At 69.7% G+C, this 20,011-nt stretch carries 23 protein-coding genes; 6 read left to right on the plus strand and 17 right to left on the minus strand.

Annotated elements, in window-relative coordinates; translation table 11 throughout:
• Positions 1 to 37: 37 nt before the first annotated feature.
• Positions 38 to 1,132 (plus strand): heat-inducible transcriptional repressor HrcA, encoded by a 1,095-nt coding sequence (gene hrcA, locus B2742_RS05315; RefSeq protein WP_292063815.1) that lies wholly within the window; start codon positions 38 to 40, stop codon positions 1,130 to 1,132.
• A gap of 47 nt (positions 1,133 to 1,179) precedes the next feature.
• Positions 1,180 to 1,761, plus strand: coding sequence for a nucleotide exchange factor GrpE (grpE, locus tag B2742_RS05320; RefSeq protein ID WP_414633046.1), 582 nt, complete (start codon positions 1,180 to 1,182; stop codon positions 1,759 to 1,761).
• Positions 1,762 to 1,882: 121 nt separating this feature from the next.
• On the opposite strand, the gene B2742_RS05325 is transcribed toward grpE, so the two are convergent.
• From B2742_RS05325 to B2742_RS05335, 3 genes are all read right to left on the minus strand, one after another.
• Positions 1,883 to 2,785: a dienelactone hydrolase family protein gene (locus B2742_RS05325; protein ID WP_292063820.1), complete on the minus strand. Its 903-nt coding sequence runs from the start codon at positions 2,783 to 2,785 to the stop codon at positions 1,883 to 1,885.
• A 75-nt stretch (positions 2,786 to 2,860) separates the two neighbouring features.
• Entirely contained in the window at positions 2,861 to 3,478 is a 618-nt protein-coding gene (locus tag B2742_RS05330; protein ID WP_414633044.1) for an alpha-ketoglutarate-dependent dioxygenase AlkB, read from the minus strand.
• A gap of 108 nt (positions 3,479 to 3,586) precedes the next feature.
• Entirely contained in the window at positions 3,587 to 3,988 is a 402-nt protein-coding gene (locus B2742_RS05335; RefSeq protein WP_292063823.1) for a hypothetical protein, read from the minus strand.
• 306 nt (positions 3,989 to 4,294) lie between these two features.
• Here B2742_RS05335 and dnaK point away from each other — a divergent pair, with 306 nt between their 5' ends.
• From dnaK to dapB, 3 genes are all read left to right on the plus strand, one after another.
• Positions 4,295 to 6,211, plus strand: coding sequence for a molecular chaperone DnaK (dnaK, locus tag B2742_RS05340; RefSeq protein WP_292063825.1), 1,917 nt, complete (start codon positions 4,295 to 4,297; stop codon positions 6,209 to 6,211).
• A 165-nt stretch (positions 6,212 to 6,376) separates the two neighbouring features.
• On the plus strand, positions 6,377 to 7,561 hold the full coding sequence (gene dnaJ, locus B2742_RS05345) for a molecular chaperone DnaJ (protein ID WP_292063827.1): 1,185 nt from the start codon (positions 6,377 to 6,379) through the stop codon (positions 7,559 to 7,561).
• A gap of 70 nt (positions 7,562 to 7,631) precedes the next feature.
• A complete protein-coding gene (gene dapB / locus B2742_RS05350) occupies positions 7,632 to 8,381 on the plus strand; it encodes a 4-hydroxy-tetrahydrodipicolinate reductase (RefSeq protein ID WP_292063829.1) in 750 nt (249 codons plus the stop codon).
• A gap of 148 nt (positions 8,382 to 8,529) precedes the next feature.
• On the opposite strand, the gene B2742_RS05355 is transcribed toward dapB, so the two are convergent.
• The 3 genes from B2742_RS05355 to coaBC all read right to left on the minus strand — a co-directional run bounded on the left by B2742_RS05355 (position 8,530) and on the right by coaBC (position 10,658).
• Positions 8,530 to 8,895: a hypothetical protein gene (locus B2742_RS05355; protein WP_292063831.1), complete on the minus strand. Its 366-nt coding sequence runs from the start codon at positions 8,893 to 8,895 to the stop codon at positions 8,530 to 8,532.
• A 74-nt stretch (positions 8,896 to 8,969) separates the two neighbouring features.
• Complete coding sequence (dut, locus tag B2742_RS05360; RefSeq protein WP_292063833.1) at positions 8,970 to 9,419, minus strand: dUTP diphosphatase; 450 nt, start codon at positions 9,417 to 9,419, stop codon at positions 8,970 to 8,972.
• 12 nt (positions 9,420 to 9,431) lie between these two features.
• The gene (gene coaBC / locus B2742_RS05365; RefSeq protein ID WP_292063834.1) at positions 9,432 to 10,658 is read right to left on the minus strand and encodes a bifunctional phosphopantothenoylcysteine decarboxylase/phosphopantothenate--cysteine ligase CoaBC; all 1,227 of its coding nucleotides are present in this window, start codon (positions 10,656 to 10,658) and stop codon (positions 9,432 to 9,434) included.
• A 122-nt stretch (positions 10,659 to 10,780) separates the two neighbouring features.
• On the opposite strand from coaBC, the gene B2742_RS05370 reads away from it, so the two are divergent.
• Positions 10,781 to 11,299, plus strand: a complete 519-nt coding sequence (locus tag B2742_RS05370) for an S-type pyocin family protein (RefSeq protein WP_292063837.1) — start codon at positions 10,781 to 10,783, stop codon at positions 11,297 to 11,299.
• A 24-nt stretch (positions 11,300 to 11,323) separates the two neighbouring features.
• Here the strand turns inward: B2742_RS05370 and B2742_RS05375 are convergent, their stop codons facing one another.
• The 11 genes from B2742_RS05375 to B2742_RS05425 form a co-directional block, all read right to left on the minus strand.
• A complete protein-coding gene (locus tag B2742_RS05375; protein WP_292063839.1) occupies positions 11,324 to 11,740 on the minus strand; it encodes a helix-turn-helix domain-containing protein in 417 nt (138 codons plus the stop codon).
• Positions 11,741 to 11,902: 162 nt separating this feature from the next.
• On the minus strand, positions 11,903 to 13,525 hold the full coding sequence (lnt, locus tag B2742_RS05380) for an apolipoprotein N-acyltransferase (RefSeq protein ID WP_292063841.1): 1,623 nt from the start codon (positions 13,523 to 13,525) through the stop codon (positions 11,903 to 11,905).
• Positions 13,500 to 13,961, minus strand: a complete 462-nt coding sequence (gene ybeY / locus B2742_RS05385; protein ID WP_292063842.1) for an rRNA maturation RNase YbeY — start codon at positions 13,959 to 13,961, stop codon at positions 13,500 to 13,502. Before ybeY ends, lnt begins: the two co-directional genes overlap by 26 nt.
• The gene (locus tag B2742_RS05390) at positions 13,958 to 14,953 is read right to left on the minus strand and encodes a PhoH family protein (RefSeq protein ID WP_292063844.1); all 996 of its coding nucleotides are present in this window, start codon (positions 14,951 to 14,953) and stop codon (positions 13,958 to 13,960) included. Before B2742_RS05390 ends, ybeY begins: the two co-directional genes overlap by 4 nt.
• A complete protein-coding gene (gene miaB, locus B2742_RS05395) occupies positions 14,943 to 16,388 on the minus strand; it encodes a tRNA (N6-isopentenyl adenosine(37)-C2)-methylthiotransferase MiaB (RefSeq protein ID WP_292063846.1) in 1,446 nt (481 codons plus the stop codon). Before miaB ends, B2742_RS05390 begins: the two co-directional genes overlap by 11 nt.
• A 99-nt stretch (positions 16,389 to 16,487) precedes the next feature.
• Positions 16,488 to 16,970, minus strand: coding sequence for a Fur family transcriptional regulator (locus B2742_RS05400; RefSeq protein ID WP_292063847.1), 483 nt, complete (start codon positions 16,968 to 16,970; stop codon positions 16,488 to 16,490).
• Between the two features lie 28 nt (positions 16,971 to 16,998).
• A complete protein-coding gene (rimI, locus tag B2742_RS05405; RefSeq protein WP_292063848.1) occupies positions 16,999 to 17,433 on the minus strand; it encodes a ribosomal protein S18-alanine N-acetyltransferase in 435 nt (144 codons plus the stop codon).
• Positions 17,430 to 18,110 carry a tRNA (adenosine(37)-N6)-threonylcarbamoyltransferase complex dimerization subunit type 1 TsaB gene (gene tsaB / locus B2742_RS05410; RefSeq protein ID WP_292063849.1) on the minus strand — a complete coding sequence of 227 codons (681 nt, stop codon included), beginning with the start codon at positions 18,108 to 18,110 and terminating at the stop codon, positions 17,430 to 17,432. The genes rimI and tsaB overlap by 4 nt, the downstream gene beginning before the upstream one ends.
• A gap of 25 nt (positions 18,111 to 18,135) precedes the next feature.
• Positions 18,136 to 18,525 carry a helix-turn-helix domain-containing protein gene (locus B2742_RS05415; protein ID WP_292063850.1) on the minus strand — a complete coding sequence of 130 codons (390 nt, stop codon included), beginning with the start codon at positions 18,523 to 18,525 and terminating at the stop codon, positions 18,136 to 18,138.
• Positions 18,526 to 18,598: 73 nt separating this feature from the next.
• Positions 18,599 to 19,174: a helix-turn-helix domain-containing protein gene (locus tag B2742_RS05420; protein WP_292063851.1), complete on the minus strand. Its 576-nt coding sequence runs from the start codon at positions 19,172 to 19,174 to the stop codon at positions 18,599 to 18,601.
• 159 nt (positions 19,175 to 19,333) lie between these two features.
• Entirely contained in the window at positions 19,334 to 19,891 is a 558-nt protein-coding gene (locus B2742_RS05425; protein WP_292063852.1) for a NifU family protein, read from the minus strand.
• Between the last annotated feature and the right edge of the window lie 120 nt (positions 19,892 to 20,011).

Here is a 20,011-nt window from a genome sequence, read left to right on the forward strand (position 1 = left end):
CCTTGGACGGGGCGGCGGCGCTGCTTATCCTGAAACCGTGAGCCTGTATGCCCCCAACCCCTCGCCGTTCGGCGGCAGCCCGGCCGGTCTGGCCGCGCTGGATGAGCGTGCGCGCGACATCTTCCGCCGCATCGTCGAGAGTTATCTGCAGACCGGCGACCCGGTCGGCTCGCGGACCCTGTCACAGTCGGGGATCGCCCTGTCTCCGGCCTCGATCCGCAACACCATGCAGGACCTGGCCCTGGCCGGCCTGCTGGGGTCGCCCCACACCTCGGCGGGGCGGATACCGACCCATGCGGGTCTGCGCCTGTTCGTCGACGGCCTGCTGGAGATCGGCGATATCGGCGCCGAGGAGCGGCGCGAGATCGACGGCCGGCTGGCCGGACGCGGGCGCAGTTTCGACGAGGCGCTGAACGAGGCCTCCAGTCTGTTGTCCGGGCTGGCGGGGGGCGCCAGCATCGTCGCCAGCCCGGTGCGCGAGGCCGGGGTCAAACACGTCGAATTCGTCGCCCTCGGCCACGATCAGGCGCTGGCGGTGCTGGTCGGCGACGACGGCTCGGTCGAGAACCGGCTGATGCCGCTCAAGGCCGGGGTCACCCCCTCGACCCTGACCGAGGCCTCCAACTTCCTCAACGCCCGGCTCAAGGGCCGGCCCCTGCATGAGGCGCGCACCGAGATGCGCACCGAACTGGACGCCGCCCGGCGCGAGCTGGACGCCGCCGCCGCCCGTCTGGTCGAGGACGGCATGGCCGCCTGGTCGGGCGGGGCCGAGCGCGAACGGTCGCTGATCGTGCGCGGCCGCGCCAATCTGCTGCACGACCGCGAGACCGCCGAGGATCTGGAAAAGGTCCGCATCCTGTTCGACGACCTGGAGCAGAAGGAACAGCTGATCGGCCTGCTGGACGGGGTGTCGACGGCCCAGGGCGTACGCATCTTCATCGGCGCTGAAACACGGTTGTTTTCGCTTTCGGGTTCCGCCGTGATCGCGGCGCCCTATATGACGGGCCGCCAGCGGGTTCTGGGCGCCATCGGCGTGATCGGACCCGCGCGACTGAACTATGCCCGCATCATACCGTTGGTGGACTATACCGCCCGGGTGCTGGGGCGAATGCTGGACGGACAAGAGACTTGAGCGACACACACGACGACCTCCCCACCTCCGAAGAGCTGGCGGCTGACATCGCAGAGGCCGAGGCGAACGCCGAAGCCGGGCTGGACGACGGCCTTGGCCCCATCGACGCCCTGATCGCCGAGCGCGACCAGTGGAAGGACCGCGCCCTGCGCGCCGTCGCCGAGGCCGAGAACACCAAGAAGCGGGCCGAAACCCAGTCCAACGACGCCCGCGCCTACGCCATCCAGCGTTTCGCCCGCGATCTGCTGGGCGTGGCCGACAATCTGGAGCGCGCCCTGATGGCCGCCCCGAAGGACGCCGACGCCGGCGAGGCCGGTCTGGTCACCGGACTGGAGCTGACCCAGAAGTCGCTGCTCCAGGCCTTCGAGAGCAACAACCTCAAACGCGTCGCCCCCGAGCCGGGCGAGGCCTTCGACCCGCACCTGCATCAGGCGATGATGGAACAGCCGTCCGACAGCGTTCAGGGCGGACAGGTGATCCAGACCCTCCAGGCCGGCTACGCCCTGTTCGGCCGCACCGTGCGCCCGGCCATGGTGGTGGTCGCCGCCAAGGGCTCCGGCGCGGCGGCCGGCAATGCGGCCTATGCGGCAGCGGGCGCGACCGGCGGGAATTTCGACCAGAAGGCCTGATCCTCCCCCTTGGGGGAGGGGGACCATGCTTCGCATGGTGGAGGGTGTCGGCTCCGCGCTCGCTTTTGGCGCCCCTCCACCGCCCTGCGGGCGGTCCCCCTCCCCTGAAGGGGAGGAACCGCTACTTCAACCGGCTCTCAAAGAAGGCCAGCAGCCGGCTCCAGCCGTCGGCGGCATCCGCCGCGCGGTAGCTGTCGCGATAGTCGGCGTGGAAGGCGTGGGGGGCGTCCGGATAGACTTGGATGCCGCTGGCCGTCTGGCCGGCGCGCTGCAGGGCGGCGCGCATGGCCTCGACGCTGGGCAGGGGGATGCCGCGGTCCTGACCGCCGTAGAGGCCCAGGACGGGGCATTTCAGGTCATCGGCCAGATCGACGGGCCACGGCTGGCCCGAGGCCGTCTGTTCCGCCGTCGCTGTCGCCGGCGGCGCGAGACGTCCGTACCAGGCCACCCCGGCGTCCAGCACCGCGAAGCGGGCGCAGGCCTGCCACACCACCTTGCCGCCCCAGCAGAAACCGGTGATCCCGACCTTGTCGGAATTGGCCCACAGCTGCTGGCTGACCCAGTCCAGCGTGGCCGAGACGTCGCCCATGACCTGCTCATGGTTCGCCGCGCCGACGATCTCCTGCACGCGGGCCATGTCCGACAGGGGCGCCGGATCCTCGACCCGGTTGAAGAAGGCCGGGGCGACCGCGGCATATCCCGCCTTGGCCAACCGCCGGCAGACGTCGCGGATATATTCGTGGACGCCGAAAATCTCCGAAGCGACGACCACCACCGGCCAGGGGCCGTCGCCGGCAGGGCGGGCGACGAAGATCGGCAGGGCGAAGCCGTCCGGGGCCGGAGCAGTGACGTTTTCCTGCATCAGGCCCTCACCGTCCGTGGTGATAGGGGCAGCCTGCCGGGCGAGGGCCGCGGGCGCGTAGCCGGCGAAGGCCAGACCGCCGACTACGCCGGTCGCCAGGGCGCGGCGGCTGAAGCGGAAGTCGTCGGGTTCGGGGCCCTCCGGGCGGATCAGGTTCGGCATCAATCGGCTCCGGTCTGGCGAAGCGGGGAGACTGGCCGCGCGCCTGTCCGCCGTCCATTCACGATTGCCGTGAAGCTATCGCGCCCGGCGAAGCGTCAGATTGATCCGTCCGCCGCCCGGAACCAGGGTCGAGGAGCCGGCGATCACCCGGTCGATCCCGTGCCGCGCCAGCCGGGCCGGCCCGGTCAGGGCGCAGACATCGCCCGAGGCCAGCCGCACGGTCCGGGTCGGTCCGCCGCCGGCCGCGCCGATCCGGAACACCGCCGTGTCGCCGAGCGAGACGGACAGCACGGGCGCGCCGTGGTCCTGTTCGTCGAGGTCCTGATGCAGTCCCATCTTCGCCCCGCCCCGGTACAGGTTGACCAGACAGGCATCCGGCGGCTCGGGCCAGCCGGTCAGGTCGCGCCAGAGATCGGTCAGCCGCGCCGGCATCGACGGCCACGGCGCGCCTGTGACCGGATGGGTCGCCTGATAGCGGTAACCCGCCCGGTCCGAGACCCAGCCCAGAGGCCCGAGACAGGTCATCTCGACCGAGAACGGCCGCCCGCCCGGCGTCACGGGCCGGTAAAAGGGCGCCTGTTCGACCGCGGCCAGCACCCCGGCCAGCAGATCCGCCTGTCCGGACGCGGAAAGGGCTTCCGGCCAGAACCGGAAGCCCTCCATGCCTGTATCGATCTCGCGCGCTGAACCCATGGCCCAAGGTAGGGCGTCCTCCGCGTCGCTCAAGCAGCGAGCGACCGCAGAGCCTGTCCTCGGGCCGATCGGAGATCGGACCCGGGGGCGAGCGTCAGCGCCCCGAAATCAGCGCGTGTAGTAGTAGTCGGCGATCTGGCAGACGTTGACGTTGAAGCGCGTCAGCACCTGGCCGTTGGTGAACTCGGCCTTGAAGTCATACAGGCAGGCGCCCGAACCGTCGTCGATGTTCATCATCATGCTGCTGCCGGCGGCCAGGGTGCCGCGGCCGAGCATGTCTTCCTCCCAGCTGGTGACGCGGGAGTCCGAGGCATAGAAGCGCAGCATGGTCCAGCCGGTGTTATTGTGGATGCGCACCCGGCGGTTCATCCCGTCGCGGGACTGGACCGGCGCCGAAACGGCGGCCTTGTCAGCGGCCACGACCGGTTCGGCGGCAGCGGCGGAAGCGGATGCTGTGCCCAGGGCCGCCACGATCAGCGCGGCGCGGGCGAAGTTCTTGAAGGTATTCACGTCAGTCTCTCCCCAGCAGCCGGACCCTCATCGGTACGGCGATGACACCGTTATGCCATTTTTCGGCGCGCCTCGCATCTGACGGACCCTGACGGTTGAATCGTCCGGCTCGAGTCTTTGGGGCTTGCAGGCCGGGGGGTGTTTCCCATATCGGCCTCAACCGTCGTAAATCCCCGCAGTTCGTGGGGCTTTGCGTCCGGAACCGTAGCAACCGACCAAAGACCCTGACACCGGGGGCGTTCACGCGCGGCGCTTCGCTTTAAAAGGCCGCCGCATCGCCCGCCGAAATGGAGTGAAAGACCACCAATGGCCAAGATCATCGGCATCGACCTGGGCACCACCAACTCGTGCGTGGCCGTCATGGACGGCAAGACCCCCAAGGTCATCGAGAACGCCGAGGGCAATCGCACCACGCCCTCCGTCATCGCCATCCAGGACGGCGGCGAGACCCTTGTGGGTCAGCCCGCGCGCCGTCAGGCCGTGACCAACCCGACCAACACCTTCTTCGCCATCAAGCGCCTGATCGGCCGCTCGTTCGACGACCCCGTGGTCGCCAAGGACAAGAAGATGGTGCCCTATGAGATCGTCAAGGGACCGACCGGCGACGCCTGGGTGCGCGCCAACGGCAAGGACTATTCGCCCCAGCAGATCTCGGCCTTCACCCTCGGCAAGATGAAGGAGGCCGCGGAGGCCTATCTCGGCGAGACCGTGACCCAGGCGGTCATCACCGTCCCGGCCTATTTCAACGACGCCCAGCGTCAGGCGACCAAGGACGCCGGCAAGATCGCCGGCCTCGAGGTCCTGCGCATCATCAACGAGCCGACCGCGGCCGCCCTCGCCTATGGCCTGGACAAGAACGACGGCCAGAAGATCGCCGTCTATGACCTCGGCGGCGGCACCTTCGACGTCTCGATCCTCGAGATCGGCGACGGCGTCTTCGAGGTGAAATCGACCAACGGCGACACCTTCCTCGGCGGCGAGGACTTCGACCTGCGCCTGGTCGATTATCTGGCCGACGAGTTCAAGAAGGAGCAGGGCGTCGACCTGCGCTCCGACAAACTGGCCCTGCAGCGCCTCAAGGAAGAGGCCGAAAAGGCCAAGAAGGAGCTCAGCTCCACGACCCAGTACGAGGTCAATCTGCCGTTCATCACCATGAACGCCTCGGGCCCGCTGCACCTGAACATCAAGCTGTCGCGCGCCAAGCTGGAGGCTCTCGTCGAGGACCTGGTCCAGCGCACCATCGAGCCGTGCAAGAAGGCCCTGGCCGACGCCGGCATGAAGGCCGGCGACATCGACGAAGTCGTGCTGGTCGGCGGCATGACCCGCATGCCGATGGTCCAGGAAGCCGTGAAGAAATTCTTCGGCAAGGAGCCGCACAAGGGCGTCAACCCCGATGAGGTCGTCGCGCTGGGCGCGGCCGTTCAGGCCGGCGTGCTGCAGGGCGACGTCAAGGACGTGCTGCTGCTGGACGTGACCCCGCTGACCCTGGGCATCGAGACCCTGGGCGGCGTCTTCACCCCGCTGATCGAGCGCAACACCACCATCCCGACCAAGAAGAGCCAGGTCTTCTCGACCGCCGACGACAACCAGTCGGCCGTGACCATCCGGGTCTTCCAGGGCGAGCGGCCGATGGCGGCCGACAACAAGGTGCTGGGACAGTTCGACCTGATGGGCATTCCGCCCTCGCCGCGCGGCATGCCGCAGATCGAGGTGGCCTTCGACATCGACGCCAACGGCATCGTCCATGTGACCGCCAAGGACAAGGCGACCAACAAGGAACAGTCGATCCGCATCCAGGCCAACGGCGGCCTCTCGGACGCCGACATCGACAAGATGGTCAAGGAAGCCGAGGCCAACGCCGCCTCCGACAAGGCCCGCAAGGAGATGGTCGAGGCGGTCAACGCCGCCGACAGCCTGATCCATTCGACCGAAAAGGCCATGGCCGAACACGGCGACAAGCTCGGCGCTGACGAGAAGGCCGCTGTCGAAACCGCCCTGGCCGAGCTGAAGACGGCCAAGGACGGCACGGACCCGGAAGACATCCGGACCAAGACCAACACCCTGGTCCAGGCCTCGATGAAGCTGGGCGAGGCCATGTACGCCTCGCAACAGGGCGCCGGTGACGGCGATGCGGCCGATGCCCCCGCCGACGACGGCGTGGTCGACGCCGAGTTCGAGGAAGTCGCCCCCGACGCCGGCGACGACGAGAAGAAGAGCGCCTAGGCCACCGGCCTGTGGTGACCACGGCCCCGTCTGTCTGCGACAGGCGGGGCCGTTTCACGAAACTTGCATCATTTTCCCGGGCGCCCATGTCAGCCCGGTCAGCCGTTCGGTCGCCACCCGCCAGGAGGCGCGAACCGTCGGCAAGGGTAAGAGGACGAACGCCGCATGGCGACGCGTGACTATTACGAGGTTCTCGAGGTCGAACGGACCATCGACGCCGCCGGGCTGAAGGCGGCCTACCGCAAGCTGGCGATGAAGCACCACCCCGACAAGAACGGCGGGTGCGACGACTCCATGGCGCGCTTCAAGGAAATTTCCGAAGCCTATTCCGTGCTGTCGGACGACCAGAAACGCGCCGCCTACGACCGCTTCGGCCACGCCGGCGTCAACGGCGGCGGCGGTTTCGGCGGTCAGGGCCAAGGCTTTACCGACGTCAACGACATCTTCTCCCAGGTCTTTGGCGAAGCCTTCGGCGACGTCTTCGGCGGTCGCGGCGGCGGCGGCGCCCGCCAGCATGGCCCGCGCCGCGGCTCGGACCTGCGCTACGACCTCGAGATCACCCTCGAGCAGGCCTACAAGGGCGCGGACGTCGAGATCGCCGTGCCCACCACCGCCGCCTGCGAGACCTGCGAAGGCTCCGGCGCGAAGAAGGGCGCCAAGGCGACGACCTGTTCGACCTGCCAGGGCCAGGGCCGCGTGCGGTCCGCCAACGGCTTCTTCCAGGTCGAGCGGACCTGCCCCCATTGCGGCGGCGCCGGTTCGCGACTGGCGGCGGCGGACGCCTGCACCACCTGCGCCGGCCACGGCCAGGTGCGCCGGAACCGCAAGCTCCAGCTCAAGGTTCCGGCCGGGGTCGACGACGGCTCGCGCATCCGCCTGTCGGGCGAGGGCGACGCCGGCACGCGCGGCGGCCCGCGCGGCGACCTCTATGTCTTCCTGTCCGTCACGCCGCACGAACTGTTCGAGCGCGACAATCTCGATCTTCTGGTCACCGTCCCCGTGCCCATGACCACGGCGGCCCTCGGCGGCGAGATCGACGCCCCCTGCCTGACCTCCGAAGCCTGCGACGGCCGTTGCCGCGCGCCCGTGACCGTCCCCGCCGGCGCCCAGACCGGCAAGACGGTGCGCATCAAGGGCAAGGGCATGCCGCATCTGAACGGCAAGAACCGCGGCGACCTGGTGGTCGAGCTGTTCGTCGAGACGCCCACCGAGCTGACCGCGCACCAGAAGGCGCTGCTGCAGGAACTGGCCGCCTCGCTGGGCGAGAGCCAGACGCCGCGCAATTCGTCCTTCGCCGGCAAGGCCAAACGCTTCTGGGCCGACATCCTCGGGTCAGAAGCGCCGCAGTAGGCAGACGGGCTGAGGATGACGCCGCCCGCGAATGCCGCCACTATGGTCCGCGAACTGACAGGGGTCTGAGTTGAGCGTCATATTCCATGCCGGCATCTCCGGCGCGCGCGGCCGGATGGGCCGGGCCGTCTCGACGGTGCTGGACGCCCGCGAGGACGTCGTCGTCGCCGCCCGCTTCGACCGCGGCGAGACCCCCGACCTGTCGCTGTGCGACGTCATCATCGACTTTTCGACGCCCGACGCCTCGGTCGAACTGGCCCAGGCCTGCGCCGAACGCGGCGGACCGGCCCTTGTCATAGGCTCGACCGGCCTCACCCCCGAACAGGAAACCGACATCCACAAGGCGTCGGAGAAGATCGCCATCGTCCGCAGCGGCAACTTCTCGCTCGGCGTCAACATATTGATCGGACTGGTCGAACACGCCGCCCAGCGCCTCGACGCCGCCGACTGGGACATCGAGGTGCTGGAGACCCATCACCGCCGCAAGGCCGACGCGCCGTCGGGCACGGCCCTGATGCTGGGCGAAGCCGCCGCCAACGGCCGCGACGTCGATCTGGCCGACGTCCGCTCCGCGCCGTACGACGGCATCACCGGGGAGCGGGAGGCGGGCAAGATCGGCTTCGCCTCCCTGCGCGCCGGCGGCGTCATCGGCGAGCACACCGTGCTGTTCGCGTCCGAGGACGAAACCCTGACGCTCAGCCATTCAGCCATCGACCGGTCCCTGTTCGCCAGGGGCGCCGTCGCCGCCGCCGCCTGGGTCCGCAGCCGCAAGCCCGGTCTCTACGACATGCAGGACGTGCTGGGGTTCCGGCAGGCGTAATCCTTGGCAGGCTCGCGCCTGCCGGGGCGCTACGTTCGCGACGCGGTCGCTCACGACTTGAGCGCTGACTCAAATTTTCCGACTACCTGCGCGAAGCGCCAGGCTGCGTCGGGTCGACAGGGCGGAGCCCTGTGACCGCAGCCCAGCATCAATGCGCGTGGCGGTGACGGCTGTGTCCGCGACCGACGAACAGCGACTTGATGAAGAACATCACGGCGATGACCACGGCGAAGCCGAGGAACAGCGCCAGCACCGTCATCCAGAAGCTCAGCGTCAGCAGCGGCGGCATCACGAAGGCGCCGCCGTCGAGCAGCGGGCGCAGCAGGCCGACCAGGATGAAGATGAAGGCGGCCCCCAGCGAGGTGGCCCAGAGCCGGCTCCACGCCGGCATCATGAAGGTCGCGATCACGGCGATGACCAGGCCGGTGACCTGATTGATGGTGTCGAACCCGCCCTGGGCGAGGCCGAATATACCGGTCAGAAAAGCACCGATCGAATCGAACAGGGACTCCATTACGCCAACCTCCTGGATGCGGTCGAAGCTTGACCGGAAGCAGGGTTAACGCAGCTCGCGCCGAATGGCTCCGCTTAGCGTCCGGTCGAGCCGAACCCGCCCGCGCCGCGCGCCGTTTCGTCCAGCGCCGCGACCTCGACCATGGCCGCCTGCTCGTGCCTTGCGATCACCATCTGGGCGATGCGTTCGCCCCGGCGAATGACGAACGCCTCCTGTCCATGGTTGATCAGGATGACCCCGACCTCGCCGCGATAGTCGCTGTCGATGGTGCCGGGCGAATTCAGACAGGTCAGGCCGTGCTTGAGCGCGAGACCTGACCGCGGACGCACCTGCGCCTCGTAACCGGGCTCCAGCGCGATCTTCAGCCCCGTGGGAACAAGCGCCCGCGCCCCCGGCGCCAGCGTCACCGGGGCGTCCTCGGCCACCGCCGCGCGCAGGTCCATGCCGGCCGAGCCGCCGGTCTCATAGGCCGGCAGGGGCAGGTCCCCGGCGTGGGGCAGGCGTTCGACGCGGACGGTGGTCATGCGGACTGGCTCTCAGGCTTTGAAATGGTCGGCGATGCGGGCGGCCAGCTTGCGCGCCACCTCGGCCTTGGACTGGCGCGGCCAGGTCTCGGCCGAGCCGTCGCGGGTGAACAGGGTGACGGTATTGCCGTCGGCCCCGAAGACGTCGTCGGAGACATCGTTGCCGACGATCCAGTCGCAGCCCTTGCGCGACAGCTTCGAGCGGGCGTTGGCCTCAAGGTCCGTGGTCTCGGCGGCGAAGCCGACCACCAGTTTCGGCCGCTTCTTTCCGGGCGCGGAAACGCCGGCGAGGATGTCCGGATTTTCGATCAGGGACAGGGAGGGCGGGCCGCCCGGGGCCTTCTTGATCTTGCCCGAGGCCACGCCGTCGACGCGCCAGTCGGCCACGGCCGCGCTCATCACCGCGATGTCGGCCGGCAAGGCCGCCGCCACCGCCACCTGCATTTCGCGGGCTGTTTCGACCTGGACCCGCTCGACCCCGACCGGAGCGGCCAGCGCCACGGGCCCCGACACCAGCGTCACCTGCGCGCCCAGCCGGGCCAGGGCCTCGGCGATGGCATAGCCCTGTTTGCCGCTGGAGCGGTTGGTCAGGCCGCGCACCGGATCGATCGGCTCGAATGTGGGACCGGCGGTGACCACCGCCCTGCGCCCCGCTAGCGGCCGCCCGTCCGGCCCGGCCAGCAGGCCCTCGATCGCCGACAGGATCGCCGCCGGTTCGGCCATCCGGCCGGGGCCGAACTCGCCGCAGGCCATTTCGCCCTCGTCCGGCCCGATCACCGCCACGCCGTGGAATCCGTCGAACCCCTTCAGCCGCGCCATGTTCGCCTGCACCGCCGGATGCTGCCACATCCGCACATTCATCGCCGGGGCCAGCAGCACCCGCTTGTCGGTCGCCAGAAGCGTGGTCGAGGCCAGGTCGTCGGCCAGACCGTTGGCCGCCTTGGCGATCAGACCCGCCGTCGCCGGCGCCACGACCACCAGATCGGCCCAGCGCGACAGCTCGATATGGCCCATGGCCGTCTCGTCCTCGGGCATGAACAGGGCTTGGCGCACGGGATGGCCGGTCAGGGCGGCGAGCGACATCGGCGTCACGAACTCGGCCCCCGCCGCGGTCAGCACGCTCATGACCTCGGCCCCGGCCTTCCTGAGCAGCCGCACCAGTTCCAGCGCCTTGTAGGCGGCGATGCCGCCGCCGACGATCAGCAGGATCTTGCGTCCGGACAGCGAGGCTGGGGTCATGCCGCTGATCTAGCGATGCGACCGGGCGGCGTCGAGAGGAACCCGCCGCGACTGGAACATTGCATGAACATATGACCTGTGGTTATCTTGTGCCTGGCGGATTTCAACCATGGGAGGGATTCATGATCGCCAACAAGCGTTTAGGGTGGCTGGCCGGGGCGGCGCTGGCCTTGGCTGCGTGCGGCAACGGCGGCTCGGCTGTCGAAACGCGCGACCGCGCGGCGGAGGGTGGGGAGGCGACACTGACCGCCGCCCCGGGCGCCCCGGGCCCGACGGCGGCGGCCGGCACGAACCGGGAAGACGTCCGGCCCGCGATCACCGCCAATCGGCGCGAAACCGTGGACGCCAAGATCACAAGGCTGTTCGAGCGCAACGGCGCGGATTTCGGCGCCGCGACGCCGCAGGACTATCTGGCGAAGATCCAGGCCTTCACGGCCCGTCCGCCCGCCGGGACGGACCGGGTCGAACGCCCCAATGGCGATGTGCTGCTGTACCAGGCCTCAACCAACACCTTCGCCGTGGTGTCGCGCGACGGGGCGCCCAGAACGATGTTCAAGCCGCGCGACGGGGCCGCCTACTGGGCCGAACAGAAGACCGCCGCGCCGGACTTCGGGCGGCGTCGGACGGCGTCGGAGGAATAGGGAAACCGGGAGCGGGCGAGGCGATCAGTCCTCGTCCGACTCCTTGCGTTCGGCCATGTCGCGGATCAGCTCGAGGGCCAGCTTCTGCTGGCGGCTGGAAAGCTGGGGAGCCAGCCGACCGATCTCGATGGTGTAGCGGGTGGCCGGAAAATCATGCTCGAAGCCGGCGCCGCCCTCGGCCATTCCGGCGATCTGGGCGCCCGTCAGGCCCTCGAAGAAATAGCCTATGTCGACCTTGAAGAAGCGGGCGATGTCCCACAGCTTGGACGCCGAAATCCGGTTCGCGCCCTTCTCGTATTTCTGGATCTGCTGGAACGTCAGGCCGAGGGCCCGGCCGAGATCGCTCTGGTTATAACCGAGCGCCAGGCGTTTCTCGCAAACGCGCCGGCCAACGTGCCGGTCCACCGGATGAGGACCGTCCTCGCCCTTGCCTCTCGCCATCGTCCGTTCGTCCCTCGGTTACATACCGCTAAGCCTGAATGCGCTTGGGATTCGCCGCTGTCATCAAAAAATGCAAAAACGGCGGCGCCCCGCCCAGCAGGGGTTGCGTAACCGGTTCTAACCCTCTCGCATGGCGCGAATCGGGCTGTTCCGGGCCTGAATTCACACGCTCGGGCGCAAGCGCCGGAGCCGATGCCAGGGCGCCCCGGTCGCGAGTCCGGCCAGCACCACCAGCCAGAACAGCAGGTCGCCGACCCGCCCGTACAGGGTCACTTCGGTGGGCCGGGGCAGGCGGGCGTCGATCACCCCGCTCTCGCCCGGTTCCAGCCGCTGGTCCCCGATCACACGGCCCCAGGGATCGATCATGGCCGACACCCCCGTCGGCGTGGAGCGCACGATCGGCAGACCCGTCTCGATGGCGCGATAGGAGGCCAGGTTCAGATGCTGGAGCGGACCGGAGCTGCGGCCGAACCAGGCGTCATTGGAGATGTTGACGATCCAGGCCGGCCGGCCGGCGGCGCCGGGCGTGAAGCTTGGATACAGACTCTCGTAGCAGATCAACGGCTGGGCGCGCGGCGCGCCGGGAATGTCGATGGGCGCAGGACGGGGGCCGGCGCTGAAATCCGTCGGCATATGCGTCAGGCTGCGCACGCCCAGGGCCCCCAGCAGGTCGCCCGCCGGCAGATATTCGCCGAACGGCACCAGCCGGTATTTGTCATAGACGGCGGTGATGGCGAGCCCGTCGCCGCCCTGATCGGTCAGCACGAACAGGCTGTTGAAATAGCGCGCGCCCTCCGGCGCCGAGGGGTCGGGCAGGCCGCGCCCCAGTCCCATGATCAGGCTCTGGCCCGGCTGCACCGCGCGGGCGATGGCCGCGGCCTCCGGCGAGCCGGGGGCGAAGACCTGATTGGCCGAGGCCGGCAGCGCGCCCTCCGGCCAGATGATCAGGTCCGGCGTGACCGCACCGGGCCGGGCGGTCAGATTGACGTAGCGGTCGACGATGCCGCGATAGGCCTCGGGCGTCCATTTGGACTCCTGGTCCACATCCGCCTGGACGATGCGCACCACGGTGTCGGTCAGCTCGAGCCGCGCCTGCGACAGGCGCACGGCGCCGCCGATCACCAATCCCGCGATGACCAGTGCGCCCAGCACGGCCGCCCCGACCCGGGCCTTGCGCGGTCCGGCGTTCAGCAGGGGGCCGAAGGCGGCCGCCGCCGCCACGGTGATAAAGCTGAGCCCATAGACTCCGCCGATCGCCGCGAACTGGGACGCTGCCGACCCGGCCTTCCAGCTGGCCCCGGCCGGGTTCCACGGGAAGCCGGTCAGGACATGGCCGCGCAGCCATTCCAGCAGACAGAACAGGGCGGCGAAGAACAGGACCCGCTTGACCCCGCCGGGCAGGAACCGGCGGTACAGGGCCGTCGCCGTCCCCCAGAACAGGCCAAGGCCGATGGGCAGCAAGGAGGCCGCGAACGGCGCCATCCAGGCCTGGGCGGGATTGACCAGAAACGCCTCGGCCACCCACCAGCAGCTTATGAAGAAGTAGGCGAAGCCGGCCAGCCAGCCCATCCAGAAGGCGCCGCGCACCGAGGTCGATCGCTCGGCGAGGAACATCAGCAGGGCGTAGCCGAGCAGGCCGGGGAGGAAGCCGAACGGAGGGTGGGCAACGGCCGCGCCCGCCCCGGCGGCCAGGGCCAGACCAATGCGGCCGAGGCGCAGGATCAGCCGCGCGCCCCGTCCGTCATTGGGGCCGTCGTCGTCAAGCGTCGCCGTGAGCAGGTTCATTCGGCCTGTATGGGTCGGCGACGCCCAGGCTGGCAAGCAGGCTTCGCTCCTCGGCCTCCATCGCCTCGGCCTCGGCCTCGTCGACATGGTCGCGGCCCAGCAGGTGCAGCACGCCGTGGACGGTCAGATGGGTCAGATGGTCGGACAGGGTCTTGCCCTGCGCCGCCGCCTCGGCCGCGCAGACGCCGAAGGCCAGCATCAGGTCGCCGAGATGCGGCGCGGCGCTTTCGGCGGCCGGGAAGGACAGGACATTGGTCGGCCCCTGCCGGTCGCGGAACCGCTGATTAAGCTCGCCGACCGCCGCGTCGTCGGTGAGCAATATGACCAGATCGCCCTCGATCGCCCCCAGCGCCGCCGCCGCCGCCCGTTCGACCACCGCCACGGCGTCCGGCAGGGCCGCCGTCCAGGCCGCGTCCTCGACCTCGACCTCGATCATGCGTCGGGATCCTCAAGATCGGCGGCCGGGCGGCGGCTGGCGGAATCGGCGTCATAGGCGCGCACGATCCGCTCGACCATGGCGTGGCGGACCACGTCCTGGGCCTCGAACCGCTGCACCCCCACCCCCTTCACATCCTCGAGGATGCGCAGGGCGTGTTTCAGGCCGGAGTCGCGCGGATTGAGCAGGTCGACCTGCGACGGGTCGCCCGTCACCACCATCCGCGCGCCCTCCCCCAGACGGGTCAGAACCATCTTCATCTGCAGCCGCGAGGTGTTCTGGGCCTCGTCGACGATGATGAAGGCGTGGGCCAGGGTGCGGCCGCGCATGAAGGCGATGGGCGCCGCCTCGATCTCGCCTTTGTCGCGCCGGCGGCGCACGTCGTCGGGACCGAGGATATCGTTCAGCGCCTCCCAGATCGGCGCCAGATAGGGATCGACCTTCTCGTTCAGATCGCCCGGCAGGAAGCCCAGCTTCTCGCCCGCCTCGACCGCCGGGCGGGTGATGACCAGACGGTCGACCTGTCCCCGCCGCAGCAGGGAGGCGCCGTAGGCCGCCGCCAGGAAGGTCTTGCCCGTGCCCGCCGGGCCGACGCCGAAGGTCAGCTCGCAGCGGCTGAGCAGCGACAGATAGTTGGCCTGGGCCGCCGTCTTGGGCGCGATCGCGCCGCGCCGTCCGACCGGCAGGGCGATGGCGTCGGGGGCCACGCTCCCCTGCCCCGCCCGCGGCTGGGCCACGGCGGCGCCCAGGGCGGTGCGGACATCGGCCTCGGTGATTTCGGCGCCGGTTTCGGCGCGGGTGATCAGGGTCTCAATGACCCGTTTGGCCTGGGCCCGGTCACGCGCCGAGCCGTTGATCGAGACACCCCCGCCGGGGGTCTCGACCAGCACCTTGAACCGGTCCTCGATCAGGGCGAGGTGGCGGCTGTTGGGACCGATGACGGCGCGCAGGGCGACGTCGCCGAGGGCCAGGAACTCACTCTCACGCGCCATGGATGCTCTCTTGCGCCCTACCGCTCGACGCGCGGCGTCTCGCTTCTTGAGGGCGGTCGGTTTCGGTCTGTCGGCCCTTCAGCGAATTCTGCTGGCCGTGTTCGATCTCGACCGGAACGATCCGGCCGATCAGATGATCCGCGTCGTCGACATGGACCGACTGCAGCCAGGGCGAACGGCCGATGGCCTGGGCGCCGTGACGGCCCTTCTTCTCGAGCAGGACGTCCATGGTTCGTCCGGTCATGGCGGCGTTGAATGCCGTCTGCTGCTCCCACAGAAGGGCCTGCAGCGCATGCAGCCGCTCCCGCGCCACAGCCTCGGGGACCTGCGCCCCCATGGTCGCCGCCGGCGTGCCGGGCCGGGGCGAATACATGAAGGAGAAGGCCGAGGCGTAGCCGACGCGCCGGACCAGATCCATCGTCTGTTCGAAGTCCGCGTCGGTCTCGCCGGGGAAGCCGACGATGAAATCCCCGGACAGGGCGATGTCGGGCCGCGCCGCGCGAACGCGGTCGATCAGGTCGAAATATTTCTGTCGCCCGTGCTTGCGGTTCATCGCCCGCAGGATGCTGTCCGATCCCGCCTGCACCGGCAGATGCAGCCAGGGCATCAGCGCCTCCAGCTCCCCATGGGCGGCGATCAGGTCGTCCGACATGTCGTTGGGGTGGCTGGTCGTATAGCGGATGCGGTCGATCCCCGGGATGTCGGCCAGGGCGTACGCCAGCCGCGCCAGGGTCGAGGGCGCGCCGTCGGCCCCCTCGCCGTCATAGGCGTTGACGTTCTGGCCCAGCAGGGTCACCTCGCGCACCCCCTGATCCGACAGCCGCCGCGCCTCGGCCAGAATGGCGGCGACCGGCCGCGACCACTCGGCCCCGCGCGTATAGGGCACGACGCAGAAGGTGCAGAATTTGTCGCATCCCTCCTGCACCGTCAGGAAGGCGGTCGGCCCATCGACGCCACGCGCCGCCGGCAAGGCGTCGAACTTGTCGACGGGGGCGAAATCCGCCCCGATCCGCTCGCCCCGCGCCCGCGCCGTGCGGGTCAGCAGTTCGGGCAACTGGTGATAGGCCTGCGGCCCGACGACCAGATCGACCGCCGGCTGCCGGCGCATGATCTCCTCGCCCTCGGCCTGGGCGACGCAACCGGCCACGGCGATAATCATCGGAGTCGTCGAATTCCTCGCCCGCGCGTCCTTCAATTCTCTCAGTTTGCCGAGCTCGGAATAGACCTTCTCGGCCGCCTTCTCGCGGATGTGGCAGGTGTTGAGGATGACGAAGTCGGCGCCCTCGGCCGTGTCGGTCGTGGCATAGCCCAGCGGGCGCAGCACATCGGCCATGCGCTCGCTGTCATAGACGTTCATCTGGCAGCCGTAGGTCTTGATGAACAGCCGCTTGGGCGCGGCCGGTCCGTCCTGCGGCGGGGCGAGGGTTTCGGTCATGGACGGCGTGTTTAGCGCGCCGGGTTACGGCAGGCTACCGGAACTCCAGCCCCGGGCCGCGTCGGATCGAGGAGGCGGAGCCTCCTGACCGCGGCCCGATCAAATATCGAGCTTGTCCGGATCGACCCGGTGGGCGTGGCGGGTGAAGATCAGGCCTTCCCGCTTGGACGGCTCCGCCCCCTCGATCGCCTTGCCGTAGAGCTCCAGCTTGTGGCCGATCAGTTCGAAGCCGAGGCGTTCGGCGATCTCGGTCTTCAGCCGCTCGATCTCGGCGTCGAAGAATTCGATGACCTCGCCCGTGCGGGTGTCAATCAGATGGTCGTGGTGGTCGTCGCCCGCCTCTTCATAGCGGCTGCGCCCATCGCCAAAGTCATGTTTTTCAACGACTCCGGCCTCCTCGAACAGGCGGACGGTGCGATAGACGGTGGCGATCGAGATGTGCGGATCGATGGCCGAGGCGCGGCGGTACAGTTCCTCGACGTCCGGATGGTCGTCCGCGCTGGACAGCACCCGGGCGATCACCCGCCGCTGCTCGGTCATGCGCATGCCGCGCTCAGCGCAGAGTTTTTCGATCCGGTCCATGGCGGGCAGGATAGGCGGGCCGCCCGCGCTAGGGAAGCGGGGCCGTCAAGTTTAGGGCCAGTATCAGCGCGTCCTGCCGGCCGCCGTCGGGGCGGGCGTAATAGCCGGGTCGCCGGCCGGCCTCGGCGAAGCCCGCGCGGGCGTAGAGGGCGCGGGCGGGGGCGTTGTCATCGGCCACTTCGAGGAACAGTTGGGTCGCGCCGCGCGCCGCCGCCGCCGCCGCGCCCTGCTTGACCAGCCCGGCGCCCAGACCCGACCGCCGCGCCGCTGGACGCACGGCCAGGGTCAGGATCTCGGCCTCGTCGGCGACGGCCCGCAGCAGGATGAAGCCGTCCCGCGCCTCGAGCACGAAGACGCCCGTCTGCGCCAGCAGGGCCTCGAACGCGGCGGCGTCCCAAGGCGCGGGAAAGGCAGCGGCGTGAATCTCCGCGAGGCGCGCCGCCGTCTCGGCGCTCCGGCTCATGGCGCCGGCGTCCGGGCCTGGCCCGGAAGCCGGGTGGGCGGTGTCGCATCGGGCGCGCGCAGATACAGGGGGGTCGGCCGGGCGAAGGCCGGATCGGCCGCCGCCGCCAGCCGGGCCAGGGCCCCAGGCTCCGGCCCGTCGAGGAGGCGGAGGATCATGTCGGGCGCGAGTCCGGTGAACAGCGCCGCGCCGGACCCGACCAGCACAGCACCGGACCCGAGGCGTTCAATCCGGCCAGCCGCCGCTTCGAGCGTCAGGGCCTCGGCGGGGCCTTCGGGGCCGCCGTCGCGCCAGAAGCGGGCATAGACCTGGCCGCGGCGGGCGTCGATCAGGGCCGCGACCGCCGGAGCCTCGCCCGCCGAGGCCGCGAGGGCGTCGAGCGCCGAAATCCCGACCACCGGCCGACCGAGCGCCGCCGCCAGCCCCTGGGCGAAGGCCAGGCCGACCCGCAGGCCGGTGAACGACCCCGGCCCGACCGTGACGCCGATCCGGTCCAGGTCCGCGAAGGCCACGCCCGCCTCCGCCGCCGCGTCCCGGGCGAAGCCGGCGATGCGTTCGGAATGGCCCTTGACCATCGGTTCCGACCGCAAGCCCAGTTGGCGTGCGTCAGCGCCGTCGACCGCGAACACGCCGGCGGTGCACAGGCCCAGGGCCGTATCGACGATCATCAACCTCATGACGTCGCGCCGGGGCTGCGAACCCTCAGTCGTCCCGCGCCAGCGCCCGTACGATGCGGGCCACCGCCCTGCGGATGTCGCGATCCTCGATCAAGGGAAAGCCCGCCGCGACGCTGCGTCCATCGGTGGTCGCGGTGATGAACCGCATCTGCTCCCACCCGTCGTCGCCCGTGCCGCGCGCTGTCTCGACCGGCGGGAAGAAGGTCTCCACCGAGGTTCCCAACACCGTGGCGGCGCGATGCAGCCGCGAAGCCGAAATGCGGTTCTGGCCGGTCTCGTATTTCTGCACCTGCTGGAAGCTGATCCCCAGTTGCTGGGCGAGGGCGCTTTGCGACAGGCCGAGGGCCGATCGCCTCAGCCCGATCCGCGCGCCGACATAGACGTCGACTTCGTCCCGTCCGCCGATTCTGGCCATGGCCGTCCGCTCCGTCCCTTGCGAGAACGAACTGTTTCATGGAAACGAAATCGTTGCAATAAATTCGTTTCATTCAGAGCTCCAGCCGGGCCACGACGGCGGACACGGCGCGGGTGTCCGAGCGCGCGATCCGCGCCCGCGCCATCAGACCGCCCGGGCCGCCGCGCACGGTCAGGGCGTCGGCGTCCGCGCCGTCATAGAGTCGGACCTGGATCTCGCCATTCGCCATCTCGATCACGCAACCCTGATCGCGCCGTGGCCAGCGGCCCGGCTCATACTCCACCACCACGCCCGAGGCGGCCCAGGGCGCGAGGTCGTCATTGGACAGTTGCAGCCGGCGGGTCCCTGTTTTCCCGGGAAGCGCGGGCGCATGAACGAAGGCGCGGCCTTCGCTGGCCATCCCGGGCGCGGCGGCACCCTGATGCAGCAACAGGTCCTCCGGCGTGGCGTCCAGCGCGGCGGTCAGCCGGCGCTGGACGTCGGGGCGGTACAGGCCCGAGCGTTTGCCGGTTTCATACAGACCCCACCCCTGGCTGGTCATGCCCGCCCTGCGGCCGGCCTCGGCCTGGCTCAGGGCGCGGCCCCGGCGCAGCGCCGCGAGGGCCTCGCCGAGACGTCGGGCGTCGCTGTCGCTCTGGAAACGGGGCATGGACGGATGATGGCGCAATCGGCCCCCGGACGCGAGGACAGATTCGTTTCAGTTTGTTTGGGCGCTACCGCTCGCCGCGCGGCGGCTCGCTGTTTGAGCGCTGGCTCTCGGCGCTCAAGCAGCAAGCGACCGCGTCGCGAGCGTTAGCGCGCCAACCCCTCAGATCACCTGTTCGACGCGGGTCACTTCCGGAATGTAGTGTTTCATCATCTGCTCGACCCCGGACTTCAGGGTGGCGGTCGACGAGGGGCAGCCGGCGCAGGCGCCGCGCATCCGCAGGGTGAGGACGCCCGTCTCCTCGTCGAAGGCGTCGAACAGGATGTCGCCTCCGTCCTGGGCCACGGCGGGGCGGACCCGGCTGTCGAGCAGTTGTTTGATCTCGGCCACGACCTCGGAGTCCTCGTCGCCTCCGGCGTCGTCGACCGTCGTCCCCTCGCGCATCAGCGGCGCGCCCGAGACGAAATGATCCATGATCGCCGCGAGGATGGGGGCCTTCATCGCGGTCCAGTCCGGGCCGTCGGGGCCACGGGTGACGGAGACGTAGTCATAGCCGAAGAAGACCCCGGTCACGCCGTCCAGCTGGAACAGGGCCTCGGCCAGGGGCGATGCGGCAGCCTCGTCCCGGTTCACGAAGTCCCGCGGATCGGAAGCGACATCCCGTCCGGGCAGGAATTTCAGCGCATTGGGATTGGGGGTGGCTTCGGTCTGGATGAACATGGCGCGTAAGTGCGCTCCGCGGGCGGCCGGTTCAAGAGCGACTCCCTGACGCGTGGTCTTCCGCTGCGCACCCTAACGCGCTCAAACAGCGAGCGACCGCGTCGCGAGCGATAGCGCCCC

The sequence above is a fragment of the Brevundimonas sp. UBA7664 genome, assembly GCF_002483305.1.
GTDB lineage: Bacteria > Pseudomonadota > Alphaproteobacteria > Caulobacterales > Caulobacteraceae > Brevundimonas.

Excerpts from the sequence above, each read along its gene's own strand:
- B2742_RS05415 (WP_292063850.1), bottom strand. The coding sequence starts at position 18,525 with ATGGCCAGAATCGGCGGACGGGACGAAGTCGACGTCTATGTCGGCGCG.
- B2742_RS05370 (WP_292063837.1), top strand. The coding sequence starts at position 10,781 with ATGATCGCCAACAAGCGTTTAGGGTGGCTGGCCGGGGCGGCGCTGGCC.
- B2742_RS05375 (WP_292063839.1), bottom strand. The coding sequence starts at position 11,740 with ATGGCGAGAGGCAAGGGCGAGGACGGTCCTCATCCGGTGGACCGGCAC.
- dnaK (WP_292063825.1), top strand. The coding sequence starts at position 4,295 with ATGGCCAAGATCATCGGCATCGACCTGGGCACCACCAACTCGTGCGTG.
- rimI (WP_292063848.1), bottom strand. The coding sequence starts at position 17,433 with ATGAGCCGGAGCGCCGAGACGGCGGCGCGCCTCGCGGAGATTCACGCC.
- lnt (WP_292063841.1), bottom strand. The coding sequence starts at position 13,525 with ATGAACCTGCTCACGGCGACGCTTGACGACGACGGCCCCAATGACGGA.
- B2742_RS05420 (WP_292063851.1), bottom strand. The coding sequence starts at position 19,174 with ATGCCCCGTTTCCAGAGCGACAGCGACGCCCGACGTCTCGGCGAGGCC.
- B2742_RS05330 (WP_414633044.1), bottom strand. The coding sequence starts at position 3,478 with ATGGGTTCAGCGCGCGAGATCGATACAGGCATGGAGGGCTTCCGGTTC.
- coaBC (WP_292063834.1), bottom strand. The coding sequence starts at position 10,658 with ATGACCCCAGCCTCGCTGTCCGGACGCAAGATCCTGCTGATCGTCGGC.
- dut (WP_292063833.1), bottom strand. The coding sequence starts at position 9,419 with ATGACCACCGTCCGCGTCGAACGCCTGCCCCACGCCGGGGACCTGCCC.
- tsaB (WP_292063849.1), bottom strand. The coding sequence starts at position 18,110 with ATGAGGTTGATGATCGTCGATACGGCCCTGGGCCTGTGCACCGCCGGC.
- ybeY (WP_292063842.1), bottom strand. The coding sequence starts at position 13,961 with ATGATCGAGGTCGAGGTCGAGGACGCGGCCTGGACGGCGGCCCTGCCG.
- B2742_RS05355 (WP_292063831.1), bottom strand. The coding sequence starts at position 8,895 with ATGGAGTCCCTGTTCGATTCGATCGGTGCTTTTCTGACCGGTATATTC.
- B2742_RS05325 (WP_292063820.1), bottom strand. The coding sequence starts at position 2,785 with ATGCCGAACCTGATCCGCCCGGAGGGCCCCGAACCCGACGACTTCCGC.
- B2742_RS05390 (WP_292063844.1), bottom strand. The coding sequence starts at position 14,953 with ATGGCGCGTGAGAGTGAGTTCCTGGCCCTCGGCGACGTCGCCCTGCGC.
- miaB (WP_292063846.1), bottom strand. The coding sequence starts at position 16,388 with ATGACCGAAACCCTCGCCCCGCCGCAGGACGGACCGGCCGCGCCCAAG.
- B2742_RS05400 (WP_292063847.1), bottom strand. The coding sequence starts at position 16,970 with ATGGACCGGATCGAAAAACTCTGCGCTGAGCGCGGCATGCGCATGACC.
- B2742_RS05425 (WP_292063852.1), bottom strand. The coding sequence starts at position 19,891 with ATGTTCATCCAGACCGAAGCCACCCCCAATCCCAATGCGCTGAAATTC.
- dnaJ (WP_292063827.1), top strand. The coding sequence starts at position 6,377 with ATGGCGACGCGTGACTATTACGAGGTTCTCGAGGTCGAACGGACCATC.